20 protein-coding genes and 3 pseudogenes are annotated in these 22,505 nt (G+C 53.2%); 12 read left to right on the top strand and 11 right to left on the bottom strand.

Going from position 1 to position 22,505, the window contains the following annotated elements; genetic code table 11:
* Positions 1-178 precede the first annotated feature (178 nt).
* Together DESFRDRAFT_RS04175 and DESFRDRAFT_RS04170 are read left to right on the top strand one after the other, a co-directional pair.
* Positions 179-520, top strand: coding sequence for a hypothetical protein (locus DESFRDRAFT_RS04175; protein WP_052303441.1), 342 nt, complete (start codon positions 179-181; stop codon positions 518-520).
* Positions 521-949: 429 nt separating this feature from the next.
* Positions 950-1,414, top strand: coding sequence for a MarR family winged helix-turn-helix transcriptional regulator (locus tag DESFRDRAFT_RS04170; RefSeq protein WP_005991457.1), 465 nt, complete (start codon positions 950-952; stop codon positions 1,412-1,414).
* 125 nt (positions 1,415-1,539) lie between these two features.
* Here the strand turns inward: DESFRDRAFT_RS04170 and DESFRDRAFT_RS21095 are convergent, their stop codons facing one another.
* Positions 1,540-2,829, bottom strand: coding sequence for an Hsp70 family protein (locus tag DESFRDRAFT_RS21095; protein ID WP_005991456.1), 1,290 nt, complete (start codon positions 2,827-2,829; stop codon positions 1,540-1,542).
* Between the two features lie 519 nt (positions 2,830-3,348).
* Positions 3,349-4,080: a hypothetical protein gene (locus DESFRDRAFT_RS21985; RefSeq protein ID WP_005991455.1), complete on the bottom strand. Its 732-nt coding sequence runs from the start codon at positions 4,078-4,080 to the stop codon at positions 3,349-3,351.
* A gap of 318 nt (positions 4,081-4,398) precedes the next feature.
* Here DESFRDRAFT_RS21985 and DESFRDRAFT_RS04160 point away from each other — a divergent pair, with 318 nt between their 5' ends.
* A complete protein-coding gene (locus DESFRDRAFT_RS04160; RefSeq protein ID WP_081458407.1) occupies positions 4,399-6,024 on the top strand; it encodes a phytoene desaturase family protein in 1,626 nt (541 codons plus the stop codon).
* A gap of 27 nt (positions 6,025-6,051) precedes the next feature.
* Here the strand turns inward: DESFRDRAFT_RS04160 and DESFRDRAFT_RS04155 are convergent, their stop codons facing one another.
* On the bottom strand, positions 6,052-7,092 hold the full coding sequence (locus tag DESFRDRAFT_RS04155) for an IS630 family transposase (protein WP_005991451.1): 1,041 nt from the start codon (positions 7,090-7,092) through the stop codon (positions 6,052-6,054).
* An 89-nt stretch (positions 7,093-7,181) separates the two neighbouring features.
* Between DESFRDRAFT_RS04155 and DESFRDRAFT_RS21090 the strand changes: the two are divergent.
* Positions 7,182-7,956 (top strand): annotated as a pseudogene (locus DESFRDRAFT_RS21090) (IS5 family transposase).
* A gap of 90 nt (positions 7,957-8,046) precedes the next feature.
* Here DESFRDRAFT_RS21090 and DESFRDRAFT_RS04150 read toward each other — a convergent pair.
* On the bottom strand, positions 8,047-9,138 hold the full coding sequence (locus DESFRDRAFT_RS04150; RefSeq protein WP_005991447.1) for an ATP-binding protein: 1,092 nt from the start codon (positions 9,136-9,138) through the stop codon (positions 8,047-8,049).
* Complete coding sequence (locus DESFRDRAFT_RS04145) at positions 9,135-9,872, bottom strand: response regulator (protein ID WP_005991445.1); 738 nt, start codon at positions 9,870-9,872, stop codon at positions 9,135-9,137. The genes DESFRDRAFT_RS04150 and DESFRDRAFT_RS04145 overlap by 4 nt, the downstream gene beginning before the upstream one ends.
* Before the next feature lie 119 nt (positions 9,873-9,991).
* Between DESFRDRAFT_RS04145 and DESFRDRAFT_RS04140 the strand changes: the two genes are divergently transcribed.
* Both DESFRDRAFT_RS04140 and DESFRDRAFT_RS04135 read left to right on the top strand, forming a co-directional pair.
* A complete protein-coding gene (locus DESFRDRAFT_RS04140; RefSeq protein WP_005991443.1) occupies positions 9,992-11,152 on the top strand; it encodes an efflux RND transporter periplasmic adaptor subunit in 1,161 nt (386 codons plus the stop codon).
* 20 nt (positions 11,153-11,172) lie between these two features.
* Positions 11,173-14,295 (top strand): efflux RND transporter permease subunit, encoded by a 3,123-nt coding sequence (locus DESFRDRAFT_RS04135; protein ID WP_005991441.1) that lies wholly within the window; start codon positions 11,173-11,175, stop codon positions 14,293-14,295.
* Between the two features lie 821 nt (positions 14,296-15,116).
* Here the strand turns inward: DESFRDRAFT_RS04135 and DESFRDRAFT_RS21980 are convergent.
* The gene (locus tag DESFRDRAFT_RS21980; RefSeq protein ID WP_144004927.1) at positions 15,117-15,317 is read right to left on the bottom strand and encodes a hypothetical protein; all 201 of its coding nucleotides are present in this window, start codon (positions 15,315-15,317) and stop codon (positions 15,117-15,119) included.
* A 126-nt stretch (positions 15,318-15,443) separates the two neighbouring features.
* Between DESFRDRAFT_RS21980 and DESFRDRAFT_RS21975 the strand changes: the two genes are divergently transcribed.
* The 4 genes and pseudogenes from DESFRDRAFT_RS21975 to DESFRDRAFT_RS21085 all read left to right on the top strand — a co-directional run.
* On the top strand, positions 15,444-15,719 hold the full coding sequence (locus DESFRDRAFT_RS21975; protein WP_144004926.1) for a hypothetical protein: 276 nt from the start codon (positions 15,444-15,446) through the stop codon (positions 15,717-15,719).
* Positions 15,720-15,862: 143 nt separating this feature from the next.
* Positions 15,863-16,216 (top strand): annotated as a pseudogene (locus tag DESFRDRAFT_RS23215) (hypothetical protein); the annotation flags it as partial.
* On the top strand, positions 16,199-17,530 hold the full coding sequence (locus DESFRDRAFT_RS21970) for a methyl-accepting chemotaxis protein (RefSeq protein WP_407918612.1): 1,332 nt from the start codon (positions 16,199-16,201) through the stop codon (positions 17,528-17,530). The pseudogene DESFRDRAFT_RS23215 and the gene DESFRDRAFT_RS21970, both read left to right, overlap by 18 nt.
* A pseudogene (locus DESFRDRAFT_RS21085) lies at positions 17,530-17,676 on the top strand (chemotaxis protein CheW); the annotation flags it as partial. The gene DESFRDRAFT_RS21970 and the pseudogene DESFRDRAFT_RS21085, both read left to right, overlap by 1 nt.
* A 58-nt stretch (positions 17,677-17,734) precedes the next feature.
* Here DESFRDRAFT_RS21085 and DESFRDRAFT_RS04120 read toward each other — a convergent pair.
* The 5 genes from DESFRDRAFT_RS04120 to DESFRDRAFT_RS21960 form a co-directional block, all read right to left on the bottom strand.
* Positions 17,735-18,943, bottom strand: a complete 1,209-nt coding sequence (locus DESFRDRAFT_RS04120) for an IS256 family transposase (protein WP_005991435.1) — start codon at positions 18,941-18,943, stop codon at positions 17,735-17,737.
* A gap of 123 nt (positions 18,944-19,066) precedes the next feature.
* Entirely contained in the window at positions 19,067-19,753 is a 687-nt protein-coding gene (locus DESFRDRAFT_RS04115) for a hypothetical protein (RefSeq protein ID WP_005991432.1), read from the bottom strand.
* Between the two features lie 47 nt (positions 19,754-19,800).
* Positions 19,801-19,929: a hypothetical protein gene (locus tag DESFRDRAFT_RS23075; RefSeq protein ID WP_005991430.1), complete on the bottom strand. Its 129-nt coding sequence runs from the start codon at positions 19,927-19,929 to the stop codon at positions 19,801-19,803.
* Positions 19,926-20,225, bottom strand: coding sequence for a hypothetical protein (locus DESFRDRAFT_RS21965; protein WP_144004924.1), 300 nt, complete (start codon positions 20,223-20,225; stop codon positions 19,926-19,928). The genes DESFRDRAFT_RS23075 and DESFRDRAFT_RS21965 overlap by 4 nt, the downstream gene beginning before the upstream one ends.
* The gene (locus tag DESFRDRAFT_RS21960; RefSeq protein ID WP_144004923.1) at positions 20,192-21,031 is read right to left on the bottom strand and encodes a hypothetical protein; all 840 of its coding nucleotides are present in this window, start codon (positions 21,029-21,031) and stop codon (positions 20,192-20,194) included. Before DESFRDRAFT_RS21960 ends, DESFRDRAFT_RS21965 begins: the two co-directional genes overlap by 34 nt.
* 244 nt (positions 21,032-21,275) lie before the next feature.
* Between DESFRDRAFT_RS21960 and DESFRDRAFT_RS04100 the strand changes: the two genes are divergently transcribed.
* Together DESFRDRAFT_RS04100 and DESFRDRAFT_RS21955 are read left to right on the top strand one after the other, a co-directional pair.
* Positions 21,276-21,734 (top strand): hypothetical protein, encoded by a 459-nt coding sequence (locus DESFRDRAFT_RS04100; protein WP_043793787.1) that lies wholly within the window; start codon positions 21,276-21,278, stop codon positions 21,732-21,734.
* Positions 21,735-21,877: 143 nt separating this feature from the next.
* Positions 21,878-22,267: a hypothetical protein gene (locus tag DESFRDRAFT_RS21955; protein WP_144004922.1), complete on the top strand. Its 390-nt coding sequence runs from the start codon at positions 21,878-21,880 to the stop codon at positions 22,265-22,267.
* Positions 22,268-22,505 lie beyond the last annotated feature (238 nt).

Raw genomic sequence — 22,505 nt, 5'->3', positions numbered from 1 at the left:
TCACGAAGGATCGGGAAAACAGGCCGGGGGCCAAAGCTCCACGACGGCTTGTCGCGCAATCATGGCTAAAAGCAACATGGCAAGAAAGATTGCAACCGTGTCCGTTTCACGTCTTGATGCCACGCGATGGCACATACGGTTGCACCAGGCGGCCTGCGGCCCCAGGAAGGACATTTACATGTCGTCCAGAGCTGGCGGGCTCCTGTATGCCACGACCGAAGATGCCAAGATGAAGGTCGTTCTCTATGGAGATATGATGGAGAGTTGCTTGCAAAATCTAGGGGATTGCCTGATTAATGCGCTCTCCGACGATGTGCGACGCATCGATCTCTGGCTCGACACGACATCACGGTTATTACCCGAAGCGGTAGGTATGCTCGAAAGCCTGGGGCGCAACATCGTCAAACAAAATATCTGTATTGACGTTGCGATTCATGGACCGCAACAGGCCATGCGGATGTTGACGGACGCTTTTGCTCAAGGCGCGGCACACGCTCAAAAATGCCGAGGTTTGGCATGAGCATTGTTTTGTGTTTGTTTGTCGTGGGCGTCTTTGCCTTTCTGGCTTACACGTTTCGTGTCGACGGACGATCAACGCACAGATATCTCCCGCGAGATTTCGACTTCGATTTGTACAAGACAAGGGAGTTCAATGTTCGGGGGTTATTCGACACGACAAAATGGAAGTGACACAGGAGAGCGCCGCATCAGGTCCATATTCATGGCCGATCTGCCTTTGGGGCGGTGGCGCCACGTCGATCTGGCCAGCCCCGGGGAAAGCGCTTGGCGGTCCTCCCGTTTTTTCGCGACCACCTCGGTGCCGAGCGATGAGGAGCGCGGGAGGCCTGGGGCGAAGGGGTGAAATCTGGTTTAGCGAGTTTCCCTTTTGGCGCGGTCGCGGTTCACCCGGAAGCCGGACAAGGAATATCAGGCGGTTTTGCGAGGCGATATGGAAACAAAGGACGATCTCATCCTGGGTACGGTGCGCCAATTCCAGCGTGTGGCCGCCAAATACGCCCGCATCAAGGAACTGCCGATCCCGGTTGCGGACGGCATTGAGGTCACGCCCCGTGAGGCCCATACCATCGAGGCCGTGGGCAACCGGCAACAGACGAGCGTCAGCGACGTGGCCAACGCCTTCGGCATCGCCAAGAGCGCGGCCTCCCAGATGGTGGCCAAGCTGTGCGACAAGGGCTTTCTTGAAAAAAAACAGGCCCCGCACAGCAACAAGGAATTGCAGCTGACACTCACGCCCCTTGGCCAAAAGGCCTTTGACGCCCATGCGCGTTTTCATGACGAGGACAAGGAGGCCTTGATGGAACGGCTTCGCGGCTATTCCCTGTCCCAGGTCGCGACGATTTCCGTGTTGCTCGAAGCTCTTGGGGAAGGCATGGACAATCGGCTGTCCTGGTAGGGGGGAGGTTGACTATCTTAGTATGTTGACCGGGTGGCGCGGGAGTGTCCCATGAAGAGATCTCGGGCACGATCGTGAACTTCGCGGTCGAGCATCCCAAGCTGGCCGCTATGGGCTTTGGGCGATCATGGTCCCTTTCGTCTCGTTTTTCCGAACTTTATTCCTGCATCAATCGCAAGGCCCATCCCGACACTTCCGAATCGACTTCCTGCCACCATACGCGCCGCGGGAGCAGCATTTTTACACGCTTGCGCTATGAGTGGGATCGCCGTGCTTCCACCTGTCATAAAAAGCGTATGTATTTGTGAAGAAGATACTTCGGCCATTTTGAGGCATTCCTTGATTTTGAGAACGATATTTTCTTTTTCATTCTCAATATCGCACTCAAAGTTTTTCCGGGAAACTGAAGTTCGAAGCCCTTTTTCAACATAGCCTAACGATAGTGATGCGGCATCGCGCTCCGAAAGAACGATTTTCGCAGCCTCAACATCACTGGCCAAGCGATGGCCGTTCTGCTTTTGGATAATCGTGACCAACCGATCCACCAGTTCTTGCTTCTCTGCATGATAGTGAATGTTCTTTACTCGTTGCAATACTCTGTTGTTGTATAAAAAAACTATTTTGTGCCATGTCGCCAGCTCGCGATAATACGTTGGAGGCAAATCCAATATCGCATCACCGGGAAAAAGGCTCCTTGTCCGCGTCTTGTAGCCGAACAGAGGCATTATTTGTTCAAGATTTAGTTTCAAGTCCAAATCGGTTCCGCCGATATGTACGCCTGTGTTGGCGAGAATGTCTTGCTTTCTGTCCATTTTCCCTCTCCTGTCCGGAGAAACTTTAACGACAGAAAAATCAGACGTTCCCCCACCGATATCGACAATCAAAGCAAGTTCTTCTTTCTTTACCGATTGTTCATAATCCAGAGCCGCCGCTATGGGTTCATACTGAAAAAGCACGTTGTGAAAACCTGCTTTTTTTGCAATTTCCTCCAAATGCTCTTGCGCAAGGGCATCTGCCTGCTCGTCTGAGTCCACAAACCGAACAGGTCTTCCCATAACGACACTATCGACCGCATGGCCTACAGTGGATTCGGCTCTGCTCTTCAAATATTTTATAAAACTGACAATGATATCTTTGAAGTAGATATTTTCATAACCCACCTCCGTTGTCTCGTCGATCAAGGAGCTTCCAAGGATGCTCTTCAGTGATCGCAGTAGACGTCCCTCACAGCCATCCATATAAAATGATATGGCTTTGTTTCCAAACAGCACGGAGTTTTCTTCAGTGTCATAAAAAATGGCGCTTGGGATTGTTTGTCTTTTGTCTTCTAATTCTACAAGACAAGGTGAGCCATCTCTAAAAAAACCAACAGCGGAATTTGATGTCCCGAAGTCAACTCCAATAGCCACCGGCATAACATCTCCGTATTATTGTCGCGCCAACGGCGGACCAAGGCTCCGCCAAAGTCCGAATCCCAGGCTTCAAAATAAAAGAAGGCCTCATTGGCGCTTCGCCAACAAGATCTCTTTGTGGTAGGGACTTTTGGAAAGATTTTTGGGGGGGCAAATTGCGCTTGTGGTGTGTCGAACAAGCGCTCTCTCCCTGGGCTACGGTTCTGTACAAAGAATCAGGGAGGGGCTAGGTGTCCCAAACTTGTCCCGAAGTCAACCTCTTTTTTGAAGGTCCTTCCGGGTTTTCCGTGGGTGACCGGGCTCAGGTCTGCTTGGGGTAGAGGTCCAAGCCGCCGCAGAAGAGAAAGCATGGCTTCGAGCAGGGCGACGAGTTCAAGGTTTTCTGCTCGGAAGAGGGGGATTGTATTGGAGAAAAAGAAGAATAGCTAAAATTTTCTGATAGTTCTGTGAAAAGGCCCACGTCGTCCAGGAGGATTGGTTGGCGTGGGGCCTTGCTGATAACTTGTTGTAGTTGCTAAAGTGCTAGACGATTATATCTATGGCAGGTCCTGTTGGTTTCTGTTCTTGAGGCGTACTCGTATCCTGATGAGTAGTGGGGTGATTTTGAGTTGAAGCGCCGGAGTCGATTGTGGAAGCACTAGATACTGATTCTGCGGTTGTGACGTCAAAAGTAGTCTCAACGCTAGCCGTGTCTGTCGTCGAACTGCTTGAAGTAACACCGCGACCATCGGAGGCGGCTTCAACTGAAGGTGCGTTGTCTTTCTCTGTGGATTCTGTTTGATTTTTCTTTTCTTTATCCTTCTCTTGCTCAATATCTTTTTTATGTTCCTCGTTAAGTTTATTTAACTGTTGCCGAAGTGCATATCTCTTGATGTAGTCTTCTATTTCCTTTTTTGACATGCTAGGAGTTGCGTCGGCATATGTCGCGGACACACCCCCGGCGACTTCGAGCAGATTGGCTAGCGAGCCGCTTAATGATTCATTTATTGAATTGCTGACTTGGCTTTTAATTCTAAATGATTCCTTAGTTGTCGACAAATATTTGGATTCACCGTCAAGAGTTGAAGATGTATTAGATATTAGTGATGAATATTTTAAGTGTGATGCATTCGATGCAATAGCTGCATCGTTGTTATTTGGCAATTGGCTGGATACTAAGCTTGAGTCAAGGGCGCTAGATTGAGCGTTCGTTCTTAGCTGTCCGAGAATAGATGCGCTTTGCGATAGCGAGGATGAAATAGAGTTTATTTCCATAGCCGCTCCAAGGGTTCCGTTTGTCGTATGCACGTATATATTGTATCGGGCAATGAATTTTTTTCTTAAGGTAACATCCTCACTTTCGGCGGAAAATATTTATCCGCTGTTTCAGCTTTTGGCACAACATCTCGATATTATTATCTAAATTTATACAATTATTAACTATTCACATTCACCCATCCACGTACAAGAATATCAAACTATCGTTCCCTTCTTTTTGAATTACGAATTTGAAACTCCATTGTCTCGGGGGAGCGAATGTGCAACAAACATATCTCGTCAATGTTTTTCAGGTGACGCTTGAGGAGTACCCTTATGGATCGCAGGTTTTTTCTCCAGATCTCGGCACTTGCCGCCGCACACTCTTTGCTTGGGTGGAAATTCGCAGGGGCAGCCCCGCAGCCAACTCCTGAGGGCGAGTATGATGCTATTGTCGTTGGCGCAGGCTTAGGAGGACTGACCTGTGCGGCCTATCTGGCCAGAAATAGCTTTAAAACAATACTGCTCGAACAGTACGACGTACCGGGAGGTTATGCGACTTCCTTTACGCGTATTTCAGAACAAGGCGATTTCCCTTGCGAGGTTTCACTTCACTCCTCTGTACTTGGCGCGGGACATGCTCGGCAGCTCCTGACGGAACTCGGTGTCTGGGATAAGCTCGCCCTGGTCGACCATCCCCATGCCTGGTGTTCGAGGTTTCCCGATCTTTCTCTTGACGTTCCTGCAAAATGCGGATTGGCAGGTTTTGAAAGCCAGCTGTCAGGCATGTTTCCTACGGAGGCCAAAGGTCTGGCAGAGTATTTCAGGATGTGGCGCGGCGTTATGACTGAAACCCATACCCTGGACAAGGGGCTGGCCGAATCCAACAGGTCCCAATTCCCGACCTTGTTTCCCAATCTTTGGATGATCCGGGACAAGACCGTTGGACAGCTCGTGGACGCGCACGTACGCGATCCCAAACTTAAAGCGATCCTCACCCAGAGCTGCGGCTACTACGGGTTGCCCCCATCACAACTTTCGGCGTTTTATTATCTGCTCCCGACTGGCGACTATCTTGAAAATGGAGGATCCTACGTCAAAGGAACATCCCAGAACCTGTCCAATGCATTGGCTAAGGCCGTCACGGACGCGGGTGGAGAAGTACTCTACGGGACAAGGGTGGGCTCCATAGTGATGGGCAAAGGAAGGGTGACGGGGGTCAAGACCCATGACGGCCGTGAGTTTAAAGCCAAAGTTGTTGTCTGCAACGCCAGCGCGCCGCAGGTGTTTGGAAAGCTTCTCCCCAGTGGCAGCGTTCCCAAAGACGAGCGGTCAAAACTGGAAACATATACCTATAGTCCGAGCAGCTTCATCGTATGGCTGGGACTGAACCGGGATATTACCAAACAGTTCAGCCATCCTGCTATATCTTACTATGCCAGCTACGATCAGGATGCCAATTATAAAAACGCCATTGACTGCAATTTCAAAAAGTCCGGATTCTCGCTTATGGTCTATGACAATCTTGTTTCCGGGTATTCCCCTTCAGGTTGCTCAAGCGTAAGTATAATGGGTCTCTGCGGCTATGGCGCTTGGAAAGAGATGGAAGGCGATTATCTTGCAGGGAGGAAGACGCAATACAATAAAAAGAAACAGAAGCTAACGGATCTGCTGATCAGTTTGGCTGAAGAAAGAGCCATCCCGGGCTTGTCAAAGATGATTGTCATGAGTGACAGCGCCACGCCGTTGACTAACTTTCGCTTTACCCTGAATACGGCTGGAGCTCTTTACGGCTACAATCAAAGCACGGATAACTCCTTCATGAGTCGACTTTCCAACAAGACGGGTGTGCCGGGGCTCTACCTGGCCAGCGCCTGGGGAAATCCAGGAGGGGGCTTTGGTGGGGCGCTCTTGGGAGGGAAAAGCGCATTCAAGAGCATCGCTGAGGACAAAGTAGCATAGTGTTGCGTCCTCAAAATTGATAGATATTTAAGCCACGAGTGGTTTGCCGGTATAAGTCCACTTGAAGGGCTTTGCCCAGAGCTCATTATAGTTCTTGATGTACTCCATGATCTGGCCAACGAGTTGCTGCTTTGAGCGCCAGACACCGTCCCGGAGGACGTCGCGGGCGAAGATGTTGAACCAGATTTCCACTTGGTTCAGCCAGGAGGAGTAGGTCGGCGTGTAGTGCATGGTCATCCGCCGCTTTCCCGCCACCCAGTCCTTGATCTTCTGGTGTTTGTGGACAGCCAGATTATCCACGATCACGTGCAGGTGTTTGCCAGGATATTTACGGTAGAGCAGTTTTAAGAATTTGAGGAATTCCTCATGGTTCGTGCTCTCAACGCACCGCCCTTCAACGGTCCAGGCGTGAACGGCCAGAGCGGCCAGGAGACAGGTTGTGCCGTGGCGTTTGTAGGTGGCGGTCAGCCGCTTGGGGTTCCCTGGTCGCATGGGCAGCAGCGGCTGGGTCCGATCGAGAGTCTGGATTTGCGACTTCTCATCCACGGAGAGAACCAGGGCGTTTTCCGGTGGGTTTAGGTACAGGCCGATAATCGCCGCCTGCTTTTGCTCGAACTCCGGGTCGGGGCTCTTGCCGCACCAATACTTGGTTTTGTGGGGCTTAATGGCACCCTCGGCCAGGATTTTCTGGACGGCGGACTTGCTGTGGCCGGTGGCCTCAGCCAGCTTGCGCACACTCCAGCGACTGCTGCCGTCGGCAGGCGTGGTGCAGGCCAGAGCCACGACCCCCACCCGCTCTTCCGGAGTGATCGACTGTGGTCGGCCACGCCCAACCTGGTCCTTCAAGCCTTCGAGGCCACGCGCCAGAAAGCGCTTGCGCCATTTCAGACAGCTTTGCCAGTTCAGGCCAGACTTCCCCTCGATCTCTTTAAGTCCCAGCCCGTCGGCCGCCAGGAGGACGACCCTGGCCCGGAGGGCCAGACGCTGCTCGGTCTTGCCGGACCCGGCCCACATGCGCAGCGTCTCCGCCTGCTCCTCCGTCAACTCGACTTTTACCCGAGCGCCCATACTGGCCTCCTTAACTGGAGATCAGTATATAGACTTATTTCAAGGACGCAACACTAGGGCCTGTTCTCAATTGAGAGTTTACTAATCGTCTGAGATCGTTCAATCCTGTCTCCCAGGGGAGGCAGAGGCATGGAACGGTTGTTAAATGGGCTCGATTGGAGCCATTCTGTGCGGGGAAGCAACGAGATCGTGGCGTAACAGCCAAGAATAACAGGCTATTTCTTGAGGCCGTGCTTTGGATAGCGCGAACTGGTTCTCCCTGGCGTGATCTGCCAAAGGAGTTCGGAAACTGGCACAGCGTATATGTACGATTTGCCCGATGGTGCGAGAAAGGGACCTGGGCTCGATTAGCCGAAGCTGTCTCTGGTGATCCAGATTTAGAAATGCTCTTCATTGACAGCACCATTGTCCGTGCCCACCAGCATGCGGCAGGTGCCCAAAAAAAGAAGGGCCGCAAGACATCGGACGTTCGCGTGGCGGACTGACGACAAAAATTTATGCTGCGGTGGATGGATTGGGAAATCCCGTTCGTTTGCTTTTGACCGGGGGCGAAGCTGCAGACATAACGCAAGCCCAAGTCTTGATCGATGGATTTGATGCCTTGGCGATTGTGGCTGACAAAGGATACGACTCCGACGCGTTTGTTATAAGCATTATGGCTCGAAACGCAGAGGCAGTCATCCCCAGCCGGAAAAACCGTATCATTGGGCGAGAATACGATCACCATGTTTACAAAGATCGCAACCTTGTTGAACGATTTTTCAATCGTATCAAGCAGTTCCGGCGATTGGCGACGCGCATGAGAAACTCGCGCGGCGATTCATGGCGATGCTGCATCTCGTCGTTGCCTTTATCTGGCTGTAATAATTTGACTATTGTGAACAAGCCCTAGCAGCAACTTCGAAAGTCAAGTGTATAAGACATCCATCATTTGAAGCGCTGTTCGGACCCTGCTCAACCGTGCTCGCCACAATCTGGCCCTGGCAGGCCATGGACTGGGTCGATGGGCCAGGTCAGCGTGAAAACCGAGCCGCCGCTGGCGGCCGTCCTGCATGCAGCGCGTCCCCCATGCGCACGCGCGATGGCAGCCACCACGGCCAATCCCAGGCCGCTGCCGCCCGAGCGAGCGCCTTGCGCGCGTCGGAACGCCGTAAACAAATAAGGAATTAAGTCCGCTGGCATGCCTGGCCCGTCATCCTCGACGCTGAGTTCACACCAGCCATCCTTCACATGAGACTGGATTCGCACGTGGCCCGCCACGGCATACCGGCACACGTTATGAAGGAGCGCCAGTAGCGCCTGTCGGATACGCACCGGATCGCAGTATACAGACCGTGCGTCCAGCTCCAGGATCGCACGCTGGCCCGCAGACTGCAGCGCGTCACCAACCATGTCCACCACGGCGTTGATTTCGGCGTCAAGCTGCGTCTCTCGCAACTGCAAATCCAGATGGCCGCTTTCCACCAGACTCACCACTCGCAAATCCTCGATCAATCGCGTCAAGCCCTCAACCTGGGTCAGCAAGCTGAGGAACTGGGATGTACTGGGCGTGAAAACGCCTTCGGCCAGGCCTTGCAGACGGCCGCGCAGGATTGTCACAGGGGTGCGCAGTTCGTGAGCGATCGCGGCGTTCCAGAACGCCTGTTCCTCGGTCATGCGCTGCAACTGATTCGCCAGCGCATTGAAGTCGTCCGCCAATTGGGCGGCTTCGCCCAAAGAGCGATCGCCCGCGATGGCACGCGCGTTGAGATCCCCCTGGGCCACACGGCGGATGCTGGCCGCCACCGAGTTCAGCGGGACCAGGATGCGGCGCGACAGGTTGATCGCCACGAGAATAGACAGCGCCAGACCGGCCAGCGTAGCGCCGATTATCCATATCCACTCCGGCCCCGTAGGTATCCAGCTGGAGTCCAAGGAATTATCGGGCCAATAGATTTGCCACAGATAGTAGAACGCGTACGACGTCAGGATGACGAGCAACGTGACGCCCAGCGCAATCGCCATCATCGCCAGCATGATCTGGCGACTCAGCCCGACCAACTTCATTCGCCGCTCCGCAGCTTGTAGCCGACCCCGCGCACGCCAACCGGGATTCCCTGGACGCCGAGATCCTCCAGCTTCTTGCGAAGCTTGCTGACGTGGCTGTCCACCGTGCGCTCCAGGGCATCCCCCTCCGGCAGACAGGCGACCAGTAGTTCGGTGCGGCTGAACACCCGCTTGGGCGCACCCGCCAGATGGGTCAGCAACTTAAACTCCGTCAACGTTAGCGCCAGGAGATGGCGCTGGCCGAAAACACGCACACGGGCTTCGTGGTTCTCCAGGTCGATCAGGAAAGGCGCCACGCGCAGGATGCGCCGATTCTGGCAATTGCCGCGCCCCATGGAGCGACGCAGCACCGCCTGCGTCCTGGCCACGACTTCAGCCGGATTGAACGGCTTGACGATATAGTCGTCGGCACCGATGCGCAGCCCCATCAGCTTGTCGATGTCCTGGTCATACGCCGTTAGCATGATGACGGGCGTGTCACCCCGATGGCGGATCTCGGAAAGCACCTGCCAGCCGTCCACGCGCGGCATCTGCACGTCGAGCAGTACGAGGTCGGGCTTGAGGGTCTGGTGCAGCTCGAGCGTCCGGAGGCCGTCTGCGGCATGCACAGTGCGCATGCCGCCTCGCGCCAGATAGGCGGCGAGGATTTCGGCGATCTCGGACTCGTCCTCGGCGATCAGCACCAGGGATTCGCGACCTTTGGGCCACTCGGAAAGGGATTTCTGTTCAAGCATGACAGTTTCTTTCTACTCCATCGAATTTACATCCCATATCCATTGAAAATCCATCGAGTCAAGGCAAGGAGACGCCAATCTCTGCGGGCACGGGCTGCCTGCTCCTGAAGGAATCCCCCATGAAGATCAAACGACTGTGCCGCCATAGTGGCTTGTTTGCCCTAGCGGTTTTGATACTTCTGGCCGGCTGCGGTCAGGCCGAACCGGAAGAGGCGCTCCCGTCACCACTGGTATCCGTTATGACCGTCACGCCGTCGCGGCTGGAACTGAGTGAGGTTCTGCCAGGACGCGTTGCCGCGGTACGCATCGCCGAAATCCGGCCGCAGGTCAGCGGCATCGTCCAGCGCCGCCTGTTCGAACAGGGCACCGAGGTGCGGGCCGGCCAGCCGCTGTTCCAGATCAACCCGGCGCCGTTCAAGGCCGAGGCCGACGCCACCGGAGCAGCCCTGCAACGGGCCGAGGTCGCGTTGGCGCGAGCCCAGCTGCAAACCAGGCGACTGCAGTCCTTGGTCGAGGTCGGCGCGGTCAGCCACCAGGTCTACGACGACGCGGTCTCCCTGCGCGACCAGGCGGCCGCCGATGTCGCCCAGGCTCGCGCCACACTGAAGCGCCGCCAGCTTGATCTGAAGTTCGCCACCGTGGAAGCGCCTATTTCCGGGCGCATCGAGCAGGCGCTGGTGAGCGAGGGCGCGCTGGTCGGTAGCGGCGACAGCAGTCCCATGGCGCGTATCCATCAGATCGACCAAGTCTACGTCGATGTGCGCCGCCCGGCGTCCTCGCTCGAATCGCTGCGCCAAGCGCTGACAACGCAACAGGCAAGCGCCGATGAGGGTCTGCCCGTGGCCATCTTACGAAGCGACGGCGAGGCGTACGATGTCACCGGACGCATCCTGTTCTCAGGCATAAACGTCGATGCCGGCACTGGGGACGTACTGCTGCGCGTGCTGGTGGACAACCCGCAACGTCTGCTCCTGCCGGGCATGTTCGTGCGCGCACGCGTGCCGCGTACCAGCTATGCCGAGGCGCTGATGGTGCCGCAGCAGGCGGTGGTGCGAAACGACGGCGAGCCGCAAATCTGGACCATTGATGCGCAGAACCGGGCGAAACTCACCCCTGTTAAATTGGGCGAGCTGCTCAATCGGCACTATCGCATCCAGTCCGGCCTCGCCGCCGGGCAAACGATCGTGATCGAAGGGATGGCGCGTCTGTCCAACGGCATCGAAGTGCAAGCGCACGAGTGGCAGGCACTCGAACCTACAACCGCGGCATCTACGCACTGAACGCCCGGGAGCATATCGTCATGCCGCAGTTCTTCATTCATCGCCCGGTCTTCGCCTGGGTCGTCGCCCTGTTTATCATCCTGCTGGGCGTGATTGCTATTCCCAATCTGCCCATCGCCCGGTTTCCTTCTGTGGCGCCGTCCACCGTCACCATTTCCGCGACCTACCCCGGAGCCACGTCGCAGACCATGAGCGACGGGGTGATCAGCCTCATCGAGCGCGAACTCTCCAGTGTCAAGAACCTGTTGTACTTCGAATCCTCGTCCGATTCCTCGGGTGCGGCGTCAATCAGCGCCACCTTCAAACCGGGCACCGACCCGGACATGGCGCAGATCGACGTGCAAAACAAGCTCAAGGCCATCGAGCCACGTTTGCCGCAGACGGTGCGCCAAAACGGTCTGACCGTGGAGACCTCCGCGTCCGGCTTCCTGATGCTCGTCGGCCTCAGATCCGACGACGGGCGCTTCGACGAGGCGGCGCTGGGCGACTACATGGCGCGCAACATCGTCGACGAACTGCGCCGCATCGAAGGCGTAGGCCGCGTGCAGCTGTTTGGAGCTGAGCAGGCGATGCGGATTTGGGTCGATCCGGCCAAGTTGATTGCCTTTGGCCTGTCGATGAACGATCTATCCGCAGCCGTGAACCAGCAGAATGTCCAGATCGCGCCCGGCAGCGTCGGAGCCATGCCGGCTCTGCCGGGGCAGCGCGTGACGGTATCGCTCACGGTGCAGGGCCAGCTGTCCACGCCCGAACAGTTCGCCGCCATCGTGCTGCGCGCCAACCCCGACGGCTCCAAGGTGGTGCTTGGCGACGTGGCGCGGGTCGAACTCGGCTCACAGTCCTATGGCTTTATTAACCGCGAAGACGGCAAAACCGCCACTGCCGCGGCCGTACAGCTCGCGCCTGGCGCCAATGCGGTCAGGACAGCCGAGGAAGTCGAGGCGCGAATGGCTGAGCTTCGCAGTACGATGCCGGCCGGCATGAGCTATTCGATCCCGTTTAATACCGCACCGTTCGTCAAGATCTCCATCGAGAAGGTCATCCATACCCTGATAGAGGCGATGGTGCTGGTGTTTCTGGTCATGTTCCTCTTCCTGCAAAACATCCGCTACACCCTGATTCCGGCGATCGTTGCGCCAATCGCACTGCTGGGCACCTTCGCGGTGATGCTTGCTTCGGGCTTTTCAATCAACGTGCTGACCATGTTCGGCATGGTGCTCGCAATCGGCATCATCGTGGACGATGCCATCGTCGTCATCGAGAATGTGGAACGCATCATGGCCGAGAAGGGGCTGTCGCCACGAGACGCGACGATCCAGGCGATGCAAGAGATCACCGGCGCGGTGATCGGCATCACCCTGGTGTTGACGGCCGTGTTCATCCCCATGGGCTTGGTCAGCGGCACGGTTGGCGCGATCTACAAACAATTTACGCTGTCCATGGCGGTGTCGATCCTGTTTTCGGCCTTTCTCGCGCTTACCCTGACGCCCGCTCTCTGTGCGACGTTGCTTAGGCCCCACGCTGCGGGGCACCACGAGAAGCGCGGGTTTTTCGGCTGGTTCAACCGCCGCTTCGAGCGCATGACATCGCGCTATGAAACGCGCCTGGGCAAGCTGGTGACACGAACAGGACGGATGATGCTGGTGTTCGCCGCACTCTGTGCAGCCCTCATGGTTTCTTTCCGCCATCTGCCATCGTCTTTCCTGCCGGAAGAAGACCAGGGCTATTTCTTGGCTTCCATCCAGTTGCCCGCCGATGCCACCGTCGAGCGCACGCTGGAAGTGGTCAAGGCCTACGAGCAGCACGCGGCCTCGCGCCCATCGATCCGATCCAATATGACCGTCGTCGGTTTTGGCTTCTCCGGCTCCGGCCCAAACGCGGCCATGGCCTTCACCATGCTCAAGGACTGGGGCGAGCGCAATGGCGCCACGGCCCAAGGCGAAGTGGCCCTGGCCCAGACGGCCCTGTCCGGCGTCAGGGAAGGGACAGTGATTACCCTGCTGCCGCCGGCCATCGACGAGCTTGGCAACAGCTCCGGCTTCACCATGCGCCTACAGGACCGGGCCAACCAGGGCCATGCCGCGCTCCAGGCGGCAGAGACCAAGCTGCTTGCACTGGCGCGGAAGAGTCGACTCGTCAGCGGCGTCTATGCCGACAGCCTTCCAGCCGGCTCCAGCATCCACCTGGACATCGACCGGGACAAGGCCGAGGCGTTGGGCGTGTCGTTCACCAGCATCAGCGACACGCTGTCCATCGCGATGGGGTCTTACTACGTCAACGACTTCCCCCATGCCGGACGCATGCAGCAGGTCATCATTCAAGCCGAGGCGTCGGCCCGCATGCAGATTGACGACGTGCTCAAGCTCTATGTGCGCAACTCCAACGGCGGCATGATGCCGCTGTCCGAGGTAGTGACTCCGGCATGGAGCGAGACGCCGCTGCAGCTGGTGCGCTATCAGGGCTTCCCGGCGGCGCGCATCTCGGGCAATGCGGCTCCCGGCGTCTCCAGCGGCGAGGCGATGGCCGAGATGGAACGGCTGGCAGCACAGTTACCACCTGGCTTCGCCGTGGCCTGGACAGGACAATCCCTGCAGGAGCGCCAGTCCGCCACACAAGCGCCGCTGCTGATGGCGCTGTCGATCCTGGTGGTGTTTCTGGTGCTGGCCGCTCTGTACGAGAGCTGGACGATCCCGCTCTCGGTCATGCTGGTGGTGCCGCTGGGCCTGCTGGGTGCCGTGGGGGCGGTGATGCTGCGCGGCATGCCCAACGACGTGTTCTTCAAGGTCGGCATGATCACCGTTATCGGTCTGTCGGCTAAAAACGCCATTCTCATCATCGAACTCGCCAAGCAGTTGCGCCAGCAAGGCAAGGGACTGGCGGAAGCAGCGGTAACTGCGGCCCGGCTGCGACTGCGCCCGATTCTGATGACGTCGCTGGCCTTCGGCCTGGGCGTGGTGCCACTGATGTTCGCCAGCGGGGCCAGCGCCGAAACCCAGCACGCCATCGGTACCGGCGTATTCGGCGGCATGGTCACCGCGACGGTGCTCGCCATTTTCTTCGTGCCAGTGTTCTTCGTCTTCGTGATGGCCATACAAGAGCGCTTCGCAGCTTGGCGGTTCTCGCGCCGGCCTTCTCTCAAATAAAAGGGTCACGCCCGGCTGCCCAGTATAGTCACAATTTGCTTATTTTACTTATTTAAGATGCATAAATCGAACCGGCATATCCTGAAGAACAATCGGTGTATAAGTCTCGTACGAGAGAACCGTGTCACGCCCGCCATTGTCCTGGGTAGCTTCATCAAAAATGCAGGTTCCTGTATATTTTCTATCAGCGGGATCAATTCGGGAGCACCCGCCAACGACCGACCAACGTACGATTCTCAGGCTGAAAAATAAAAGAAGACCCCGTTGGCACTTCGCCAACAGGATCACTTTTTCACAAGGGCTTTTGGAAGGATTTTAGGGTGTTAAATCACGCTTGTGGTGTGTCAAGCAAGCGCTCTCCCCCCGAGCTACGGTCCTATAAACAGAATCAGGGAACAGGCTAAACGCCCCAAACTCGTCCCGAAGTCAACCCCAAATCTTTCGTTCCCAAGAAAAAGTTGGGGGCCAAAACCGTTGGCTTCGTTGGCTTGGAGTAAGTACGAATTTGGTACGGGAGGTCAAGGGGTTTTTACTCGAGGAAGGAAAAAACGGACGTTGGAGAGGATGGGAGAATGTGAATAATGTATTATTTCATAATGTTAAGTTGAAGCGTTAAAAAATTTCGCGATGATACGGAGGGCAGCATTTTTCAACAAACGCCAATTAAACCAGCTAACTCCTCCTCGAGGCCCAAGCTTCTTACACGGAACACCTTCTCGCTTTTCCCTTGAAGTCAAATTGCAAAATATGGTATGTTGAACCAAAATCCCCATTCGTAAAATAATTGGCCAACATCGGACAAGTGACAACTGCAACCAAAATCAACACCAAGGCAGACTAGTTAGCCCCACCTTCTGTGGAGATAGAACTTCAAACCCAATAGCAATCCCTTCAACAGAGAACACCTTGCACTTACAAGATCGTAACGGGTAACGAATAATTGAAGTAGCCAGCAAAAAGGAGGCAACCATGGCAAGTTCCAAGTTAAAGCCTTTCACAATTGATACGATGATGTCATCCATTTAAGGACATCATACCATGGCGCGCATTGCTTGGAGTATATTGTTAGTTTATCCTGGTTGAATGGCTCCCTACGTGAAATTATAAGTAGGATATACATATGCTCGAACGACTTGGCCAGGTGCAACATGCTTTACCAGAACTTATTTGATGTTTTCGCCATCGACAGCACCAACAACTTCTATCTTGGCAAAGATGATGGCGTCATTTTTGACAGCGGTCACAAAAATGGCTGGAACCTTGTTAGTGCCTCGGCCTCGTTTTTCGCCGTTTTTACTGATGCATCCTCTGAAAAGGCATCATTACCTGGATCAACCCGGCCAATTGGTATGCTCTGGAAGGTGACGATCTCCATGCCTTGGCATGGCTTAACCATGGCGGTTTTTTACTCCACAACGGCTTGATTTAACATAATTTATACCGGATTTACGGAGTTAGACAATAGACACGTATCACTATTGCAACACCACTATTTTATGTGCCATGATAGTTAAACGTGCAACTCCATGTAAAAAGTGCCGTTTTAATTTTTTCTATTTTTAACGATATGGCTTTCACAAGCAGCACGCCTGTCGTTGATGCCGCCCAGGAGGATTGTATGAAAAGTATATCAATTCAATGGCGAATCCTTTTCGCGTGTTGTGCACCAGTTTTTGTAGCCATACTTTTTACGGTAGCGATGAAAAACGTTGACACAACTGTTACTTTCTATTTTTTGATAACGATGCTCAGCCTTGTTTTTGCACTATCCCTAGCCTTAGGGCTAATTGCCTCTCGATCTATCATCCTCCCAATCAAAAAAATATCTGACGTTGTAAGTTCTATTGATTTAGAAAAATTTTCAATTAATCTTGAGCTGAACCAGAAAGATGAAATCGGGGAATTGTCAAAAAACCTTAAATATTTCACTGCAGAGGTCAAAGAAAAAATATATTGGCACGAGCAAATTCTTGATAGCATTCAATTCCCATTATCAATAACTGACTCAAACATGAACTGGACATTCGTCAATAAAGCCGCCTTACAGGTTACAGGAGCTAAACGAGAAGATATAATCGGAATGCAATGTTCAAATTGGGGAGCAGATATTTGCAAAACAGATCGCTGTGGAATTGAACGCCTTCGTCGTGGACAAGCAGAATCAACTTTTCACCAGCCAGGTCTTGACAAAAATTTTCAAGTAAACACATTCTATCTTCACGACACGGAAGGCAAAAATATTGGACATGTTGAAGTAGTTCAAGATATAACAGAGCAAAAACGATTAAGAGAAGCGGCAGAAGGAGCTTTAAGAGATGGGATTTTACATTCTGCCAATCAGCTTGAATCTGTTGTTGAAATAGTAACTTCTGCTTCTGAGCAACTTTCAGCTCAGATTGAACAATCCAGTCGAGGAGCAGAAGAGCAAGCACACCGAATAGGTGAAACAGCGACATCAATGGAAGAAATGAACGCTACCGTCCTGGAAGTCGCTAAAAATGCCTCAAGTGCCGCATCCACAGCTGATCAAGCTAAGGTTAAAGCCGAAGAAGGAGCGAAAGTGGTTTCCCAGGTCGTCCATGGGATTGAGGAGGTCCAGCAGCAATCCCAAGAGATGAAGCAAGATATGGGGAACCTTGGCAAGCAGGCAGAAGGAATTGGTCAAATTCTGAATGTAATCTCCGACATTGCTGACCAGACGAATCTCTTGGCACTTAATGCAGCTATTGAGGCAGCCCGCGCAGGTGAAGCGGGACGTGGATTTGCCGTTGTCGCCGACGAAGTCCGCAAACTGGCTGAGAAGACCATGACTGCAACCAAGGAAGTTGGGGATGCGATTAGGGGTATTCAAAACGGTACCAAGAAAAATATTGAAAACGTTGAGCGCTCAGGGAAAACCATCGAAGACGTCACTAAGCTGGCCAACACTTCTGGGGAATCTTTGCGTCAGATTGTTTCACTCGCTGAAACAACGACAGATCAGGTTCGTTCGATAGCGACAGCCTCTGAAGAACAATCTTCTGCCAGCGAAGAAATCAATCGGAGTCTTGAAGATGTCAATCGAGTTTCGTCAGAAACGACAGATGCTATGAGGCAATCTTCTCAAGCTGTTGGCGAATTGGCAAACCAAGCTCAAGTGCTTAAGAGACTTATTGATGAAATGAAATCAGACGGCGAGAGCAGTTCAGCAGCCTTACCCTCTGGCAAGAGACCACTTGCACTCGGGAGGGTATAATGAGCGAGTCAACTATCCAAAAACAAGAGAGCGAACTCCTCCAGCTTGTCACTTTCGGGATCGGTGAGGAAGAGTTCGGGATTGATATCCTCAAAGTACAGGAAATCATCCGCACGATGGCGATCACAAAAGTTCCAAATTCTCCTCCCTAGGTCACGTCCGTCAACGTGGTGTAAATTCCGGTGTGCTTGAGGTGGCAATCGGTCAGGCTGCCCTGGGTGGAATTTGGGCTGGCTGCGCCTCGTTTTGTTGGGTGTTGAGTTCGGCCATGGCCTCGACCTGCATGTAGCGGCTTTGCAGCTGCCACTCGTCGTTTTGCTCCAGCAAGATGGCCCCGATAAGCCGGATGATGGACTGCTCGTTGGGGAAAATACCGACCACGTCCGCCCGCCGTTTCACCTCTTTGTCCAGCCTTTCCAGCGGATTGGTGCTGTGCAGCTTGACCCGGTGCTGCGCCGGGAACGTCATGTAAGCCAGCACGTCGTGCTCGGTTTCGTCCATGAAGCTGGCGAGTTTTGGCCATTTGCCGCGAAGCTGGTCGGCGACATGCCGCCAGGTCTGGCTGGCGCTGGCAGCATCCGGCTGTAAAAAAGCTTGGCGCAGGGCGGCGGAAACCATGGCGTGCTGCGATTTGGGGACGCGAGCCAAGGCGTTGCGCATCCAGTGGACCCGGCAGCGCTGCCACGTAGCCCCGAACGTCTTGGCGATGGCGGCCTTGAGACCTTCATGGGCGTCGGAAACGACCAGCTTCACGCCGGCGAGTCCCCGACGAAGAAGGCCTTTGAGGAAAAAAGACCAGAACGGCTCGGCCTCGCTGGGGCCGATGTGCAATCCCACGATTTCCCGGCGGCCTTCCGTGTTCGCCGCCACGGCGATTATGGCGGCGACGCTGACCACCCGGCCGCCTTCGCGTTGCTTGAGGTAGGTCGCGTCCAGCCACAAATAGGGCCATTCACCTGTCAGCGGCCTGGAAAGGAAGGCATGGACCCGTTCATCGATGTCCTTGCACAGCTTGGACACTTGGGATTTCGAGATGCCGGAAAGCCCCATGGCCTGGACGAGATCGTCCACGCGCCGCGTCGATATGCCCCCGATCCAGGCCTCCTGGATGACGGCCACCAAGGCGCGCTCGCTGGTCTTGCGCGGCTCCAGGAAGGGCGGAAAGTAGCTGCCCTGGCGCAGCTTGGGGATGCGCAGTTGCAGGGAGCCGACGCGAGTATCAAGGCTGCGGTCCCGGTAGCCGTTGCGGTAGCTGACTCGCTCGGCGCTTCGTTCGTGGCGGCTGGCTCCGATCAAGCCATCCACATCGGCTTCCATGAGAAGCTGCAAGACGGCTTCCGCCAAGGAGCGGAGAAAATCACCGCCATCGGCCTTTTGCATCAACTCGATTAATGCCATGCTGTCCTCGGCCATCGTGGTCTCCTTTGGTTGCAGGTGCGGCTTCGCAACTTCACCTTACAGCCAATCGGCCCGATGGCCACCTCGCCAATCCCGTCCAGGCTGGAGGTGCCCCCCCGGCCTGGACGACTCCAGAATTTACACCACCTCCGTGGACTCTACCTCGCCAGGATTTTTGGGATTCCAATACGATACAATGCCATAAGCCGGATATTGCGACCACGATGAAGCGTCACAAGTATAAATTGGAAGTCGGCAAAACAGATCAAAATTGATCGCCCCGAAGAAATGTACTTTCCCCCCGGCATTGTAAATCTTCATGACGGGGGATTTTATATTGGCATAAATTTCCCTGCCATCACATTGGCCAATGGCAACAACCTTGTGCTCAGGGAGGCCTCGCGCGATAATTTTTTCGACATCGTCATTGTAGATGTTGTGAAGCGTAGTAACGACAGGAATGCCAAGTTGTTCTAGCTCTTCCTGGTATTTCAAGTTTTCCGCATAGCCATTCAAACCAAAATTCCTGTCGAAGCTGAAGATGATATCCCAATCCTTCCCACTATACTCACAATAGGTCAGGAATTCTGTATAAAGTTCATTTGCATCGATCGTTGAATTTGGTTGATTGGCTCCGAATGCTCCGTTATCCAGGAAAAGTTTGCCAATCAAACGCCTATGTTTATGTGTAAAAACTTTATGATTAGGTGGTAACAACGGATAAGATAACAAAACATCGGGTTTGTGGTGCGGATAACGCTGACAGAAACCCATCAGTGCAGGAATCGTCATTCCCGCATTGAAAATCTTCATGACTATCTCCATGGGCCACTCCCCCATGTATCGGAGAAGTGGCCCGCTATCATATGTGTTTAGGCGAAAAACCGCGTAAGCATATCGTCAAGAGCCTTGCGGAGCGATTCCAGATGGGTCTTGTCGATCTTGTCCTTGTCAGCGGTGTCGTCCATGAGAATGGCGTTGATATGGTCCACCATCTTCACGGATTCGCCGTTGAAGTACTTGATACGCCGCTTGAGCGGAACATTCTCTTCCCCTTCACCGGGCGGGCTCCTTTAGCGGCGACGACTTCGCGCATGTATTCGATGGGATTCAACCCACGGTCCTGGCGGTCTTTCATCACAGCCTTATCGACAGGCGTGAACTTTTTGCCCAGCCGAAGGAAGTCTCTGATGACCTTGTAATCACCCTTGATGTCGGCGTTGCGCAGTTTCTCGTGCACAATGACGGCCTGGGTTAACTCGTTCAGTTCCCGTTTGTTGGCCTGGGTGTAATCCAAGTTAGCCCCATTGATCTTAAAGAAGTCGGAGATGGGGTCCTTCTTATCCAGCATGTGTCGAATCGGGGCCATGGCCTGAATGACATTTTCCGCCGCGTCGATACCGAGGTAGGGGTGCTTAAGAATACCCGGCGTCGCGTTGATGTTGACGTACTTGTCCATGGTCCGCGGCTCATTTCGATTTCCTTGAGGATGAGATCAATCTCTTCTCCCCAATTCCCGTTGCGCGTGAGAATGTGATTTCTCATCTGTTTGAAGATGGCACCCTGTGCCCAAGCGACACTCAACATTTTCCGCTGGGCAGTGGAGATGACATCTTTGGCGATGGTATTCTGCCGGTACAGCTGTTCAAGCGTTTCCTTTTCACTCAGTGTTTTGATCTTACGCTCGAATTCAGCTGCCGCTTCCTCCATATCCTTGGAGGAAACTATTTGTCCGGGACCAAGTTTGGTGATTTTCGGTGCATCTCCCTTGCCACCCATAGCACCCGTCGAACCGACGATATGCTTGTACTGATAGGCCATGGGGTCTTCACCGAGTTCATCCGGCGCGAAGTACTCAGGCTGGAGCGGCACCGCGCCGCCGTCATTCTTGCCGCCGTTCGGGGCGCCAACGTCGACGGTGGTGGGATCATCAGCTTGTCCAGGACCGCCGGTACCGCCAGCTCCTCCGGTTCCGCCAGTGCGCCCGGAGTTGTCTTTGTCGTTGATGCTGCCCTCCAATTTCTCTTTTTTCTGGTTTTCTTTGTGGTTGGTGTTGGACATGCCAGGGAAATTGGCCAACGGATCGAAGTTTTCGTCGGACATTTGTCCTCCTTCTGTTATGATGGATCGGGTAGGCCTACTCGCATTTTATTTTTCGGCCCGCGATAGCAATAGGTGAGTCATCCTGGTGGGATGTGGGTAGTGACTGAGTTGATGAGGGGTGGGAAAGTGAGTGAGTTGGGGGGGAGGAATTCGGTCCGATCTTTACTTTTTCCAGTTAACTAGATATACATAATTGTTAGATAACATCCAAGTTGTACTGTGGCTTTGCAAAATGGAGAAAGCTATGGCAAGGCAGCGCGCTCGTAATCAAGAGCTTTTTAATTATTACAAGAACAATCCTTTTGCGCTTGTTACGTTTTCTTTGCTTGCAAGCAATAATAAGGTATTTAAGGAATCAACATCTCACATCGATTCGTTGCATACAGTCTTAGACGACTATGAGCTTGATTTAACGAACAAGCTTCAAGCATCTCCTTTCGCAAAGATCTATGAGATGTTTAACAATGCCATCAGGAAAGATGAAGAAGCTAGGCCTCTTGAGCTTGTTAAGTCTGAACTTGTTTTTAGATATTATATCCCTGACAATCAGAGTAAAAACGCTATCAAAGACTATTCAAATGTTTTAAGTGCAATAAATGAATTCAATGGAATGATAAATCATGCGTGGATACATTTGATAAACGACAAGGAGGGTATTGACTTTATCCGCAACAACTTTGAAGAATTTGCCGGTACGTTATAGGCTTAATAATCATTGAAAGATTTAAGAAGTCTTCTGATTATAATAACTTTCAAGCCTCAATGATGTGTCTTGCTGTTTTGATTAGAATTAATTATTTAAAACTATATGCATTTTGCGATTCCCAAAAGTATTCAACAGAACTATTGAAACTTAAACGCAAAGTGTTTGTGCGGAGCACAAAGGAAATCAAAGCTGAAGTTTTGGTGCTAGCAAATAACGAAGCTGATGAAGAGTGGAAGAAAGGCGACTACAGGATGCACTATGAAATGTCACGAAAACTTGCATCGAAATACAAAGTTATGTTCAAAGAAAAACTTCTTGAAGCTGCACTATATAGCTATACAAATAAAGTTGGAATGTATCGTCATAAAAATAAATACAATGAGCGGGTGAAAAACATTAAGAATGAAAAAGGGGAATGCAAATTAACCATTGATCATATCAATAAGGGAATCAGGCCGGCTGCTGAAAAGCATCATAAATACTTCGATACGGGGAAAGAATATAGAGAAAAGGAGGCTCATTATAAATGATACACATGAATATGCAGGTATCCATGTGTACACTTTTTTGTTGTTTTTGAATTTTTCGATGGATTTTGAAGCGGCCAATCGCAGGACTCTACCATTGCCAAGCCAAAAAATCATGAGGATGGATGAAAATCAATCGATTTCCCACTTCAGCCCAGATTTCAGAAATTGAGTGCTCAAAAAGCCGGGGTTTGACTTTTCAGTCTCCTACTAACTGGCGAAAAGCATCTATTTTCAGACA

It is taken from the genome of Solidesulfovibrio fructosivorans JJ] (assembly GCF_000179555.1).
GTDB classification, from domain to species: Bacteria; Desulfobacterota; Desulfovibrionia; order Desulfovibrionales; family Desulfovibrionaceae; genus Solidesulfovibrio; species Solidesulfovibrio fructosivorans.
The sequence above is the reverse complement of the archived record's forward strand: the minus strand, read 5'-3'. Positions and strand labels throughout refer to the sequence as shown.

Bases quoted from the DNA above. Each gene is read 5' to 3' on its own strand.
- DESFRDRAFT_RS04175 (WP_052303441.1), top strand. From the start codon at position 179: ATGTCGTCCAGAGCTGGCGGGCTCCTGTATGCCACGACCGAAGATGCC.
- DESFRDRAFT_RS04170 (WP_005991457.1), top strand. From the start codon at position 950: ATGGAAACAAAGGACGATCTCATCCTGGGTACGGTGCGCCAATTCCAG.
- DESFRDRAFT_RS21095 (WP_005991456.1), bottom strand. From the start codon at position 2,829: ATGCCGGTGGCTATTGGAGTTGACTTCGGGACATCAAATTCCGCTGTT.
- DESFRDRAFT_RS21985 (WP_005991455.1), bottom strand. From the start codon at position 4,080: ATGGAAATAAACTCTATTTCATCCTCGCTATCGCAAAGCGCATCTATT.
- DESFRDRAFT_RS04160 (WP_081458407.1), top strand. From the start codon at position 4,399: ATGGATCGCAGGTTTTTTCTCCAGATCTCGGCACTTGCCGCCGCACAC.
- DESFRDRAFT_RS04155 (WP_005991451.1), bottom strand. From the start codon at position 7,092: ATGGGCGCTCGGGTAAAAGTCGAGTTGACGGAGGAGCAGGCGGAGACG.
- DESFRDRAFT_RS04150 (WP_005991447.1), bottom strand. From the start codon at position 9,138: ATGAAGTTGGTCGGGCTGAGTCGCCAGATCATGCTGGCGATGATGGCG.
- DESFRDRAFT_RS04145 (WP_005991445.1), bottom strand. From the start codon at position 9,872: ATGCTTGAACAGAAATCCCTTTCCGAGTGGCCCAAAGGTCGCGAATCC.
- DESFRDRAFT_RS04140 (WP_005991443.1), top strand. From the start codon at position 9,992: ATGAAGATCAAACGACTGTGCCGCCATAGTGGCTTGTTTGCCCTAGCG.
- DESFRDRAFT_RS04135 (WP_005991441.1), top strand. From the start codon at position 11,173: ATGCCGCAGTTCTTCATTCATCGCCCGGTCTTCGCCTGGGTCGTCGCC.
- DESFRDRAFT_RS21980 (WP_144004927.1), bottom strand. From the start codon at position 15,317: ATGGATGACATCATCGTATCAATTGTGAAAGGCTTTAACTTGGAACTT.
- DESFRDRAFT_RS21975 (WP_144004926.1), top strand. From the start codon at position 15,444: ATGCTTTACCAGAACTTATTTGATGTTTTCGCCATCGACAGCACCAAC.
- DESFRDRAFT_RS04120 (WP_005991435.1), bottom strand. From the start codon at position 18,943: ATGGCCGAGGACAGCATGGCATTAATCGAGTTGATGCAAAAGGCCGAT.
- DESFRDRAFT_RS04115 (WP_005991432.1), bottom strand. From the start codon at position 19,753: ATGGAGATAGTCATGAAGATTTTCAATGCGGGAATGACGATTCCTGCA.
- DESFRDRAFT_RS21960 (WP_144004923.1), bottom strand. From the start codon at position 21,031: ATGTCCGACGAAAACTTCGATCCGTTGGCCAATTTCCCTGGCATGTCC.
- DESFRDRAFT_RS04100 (WP_043793787.1), top strand. From the start codon at position 21,276: ATGGCAAGGCAGCGCGCTCGTAATCAAGAGCTTTTTAATTATTACAAG.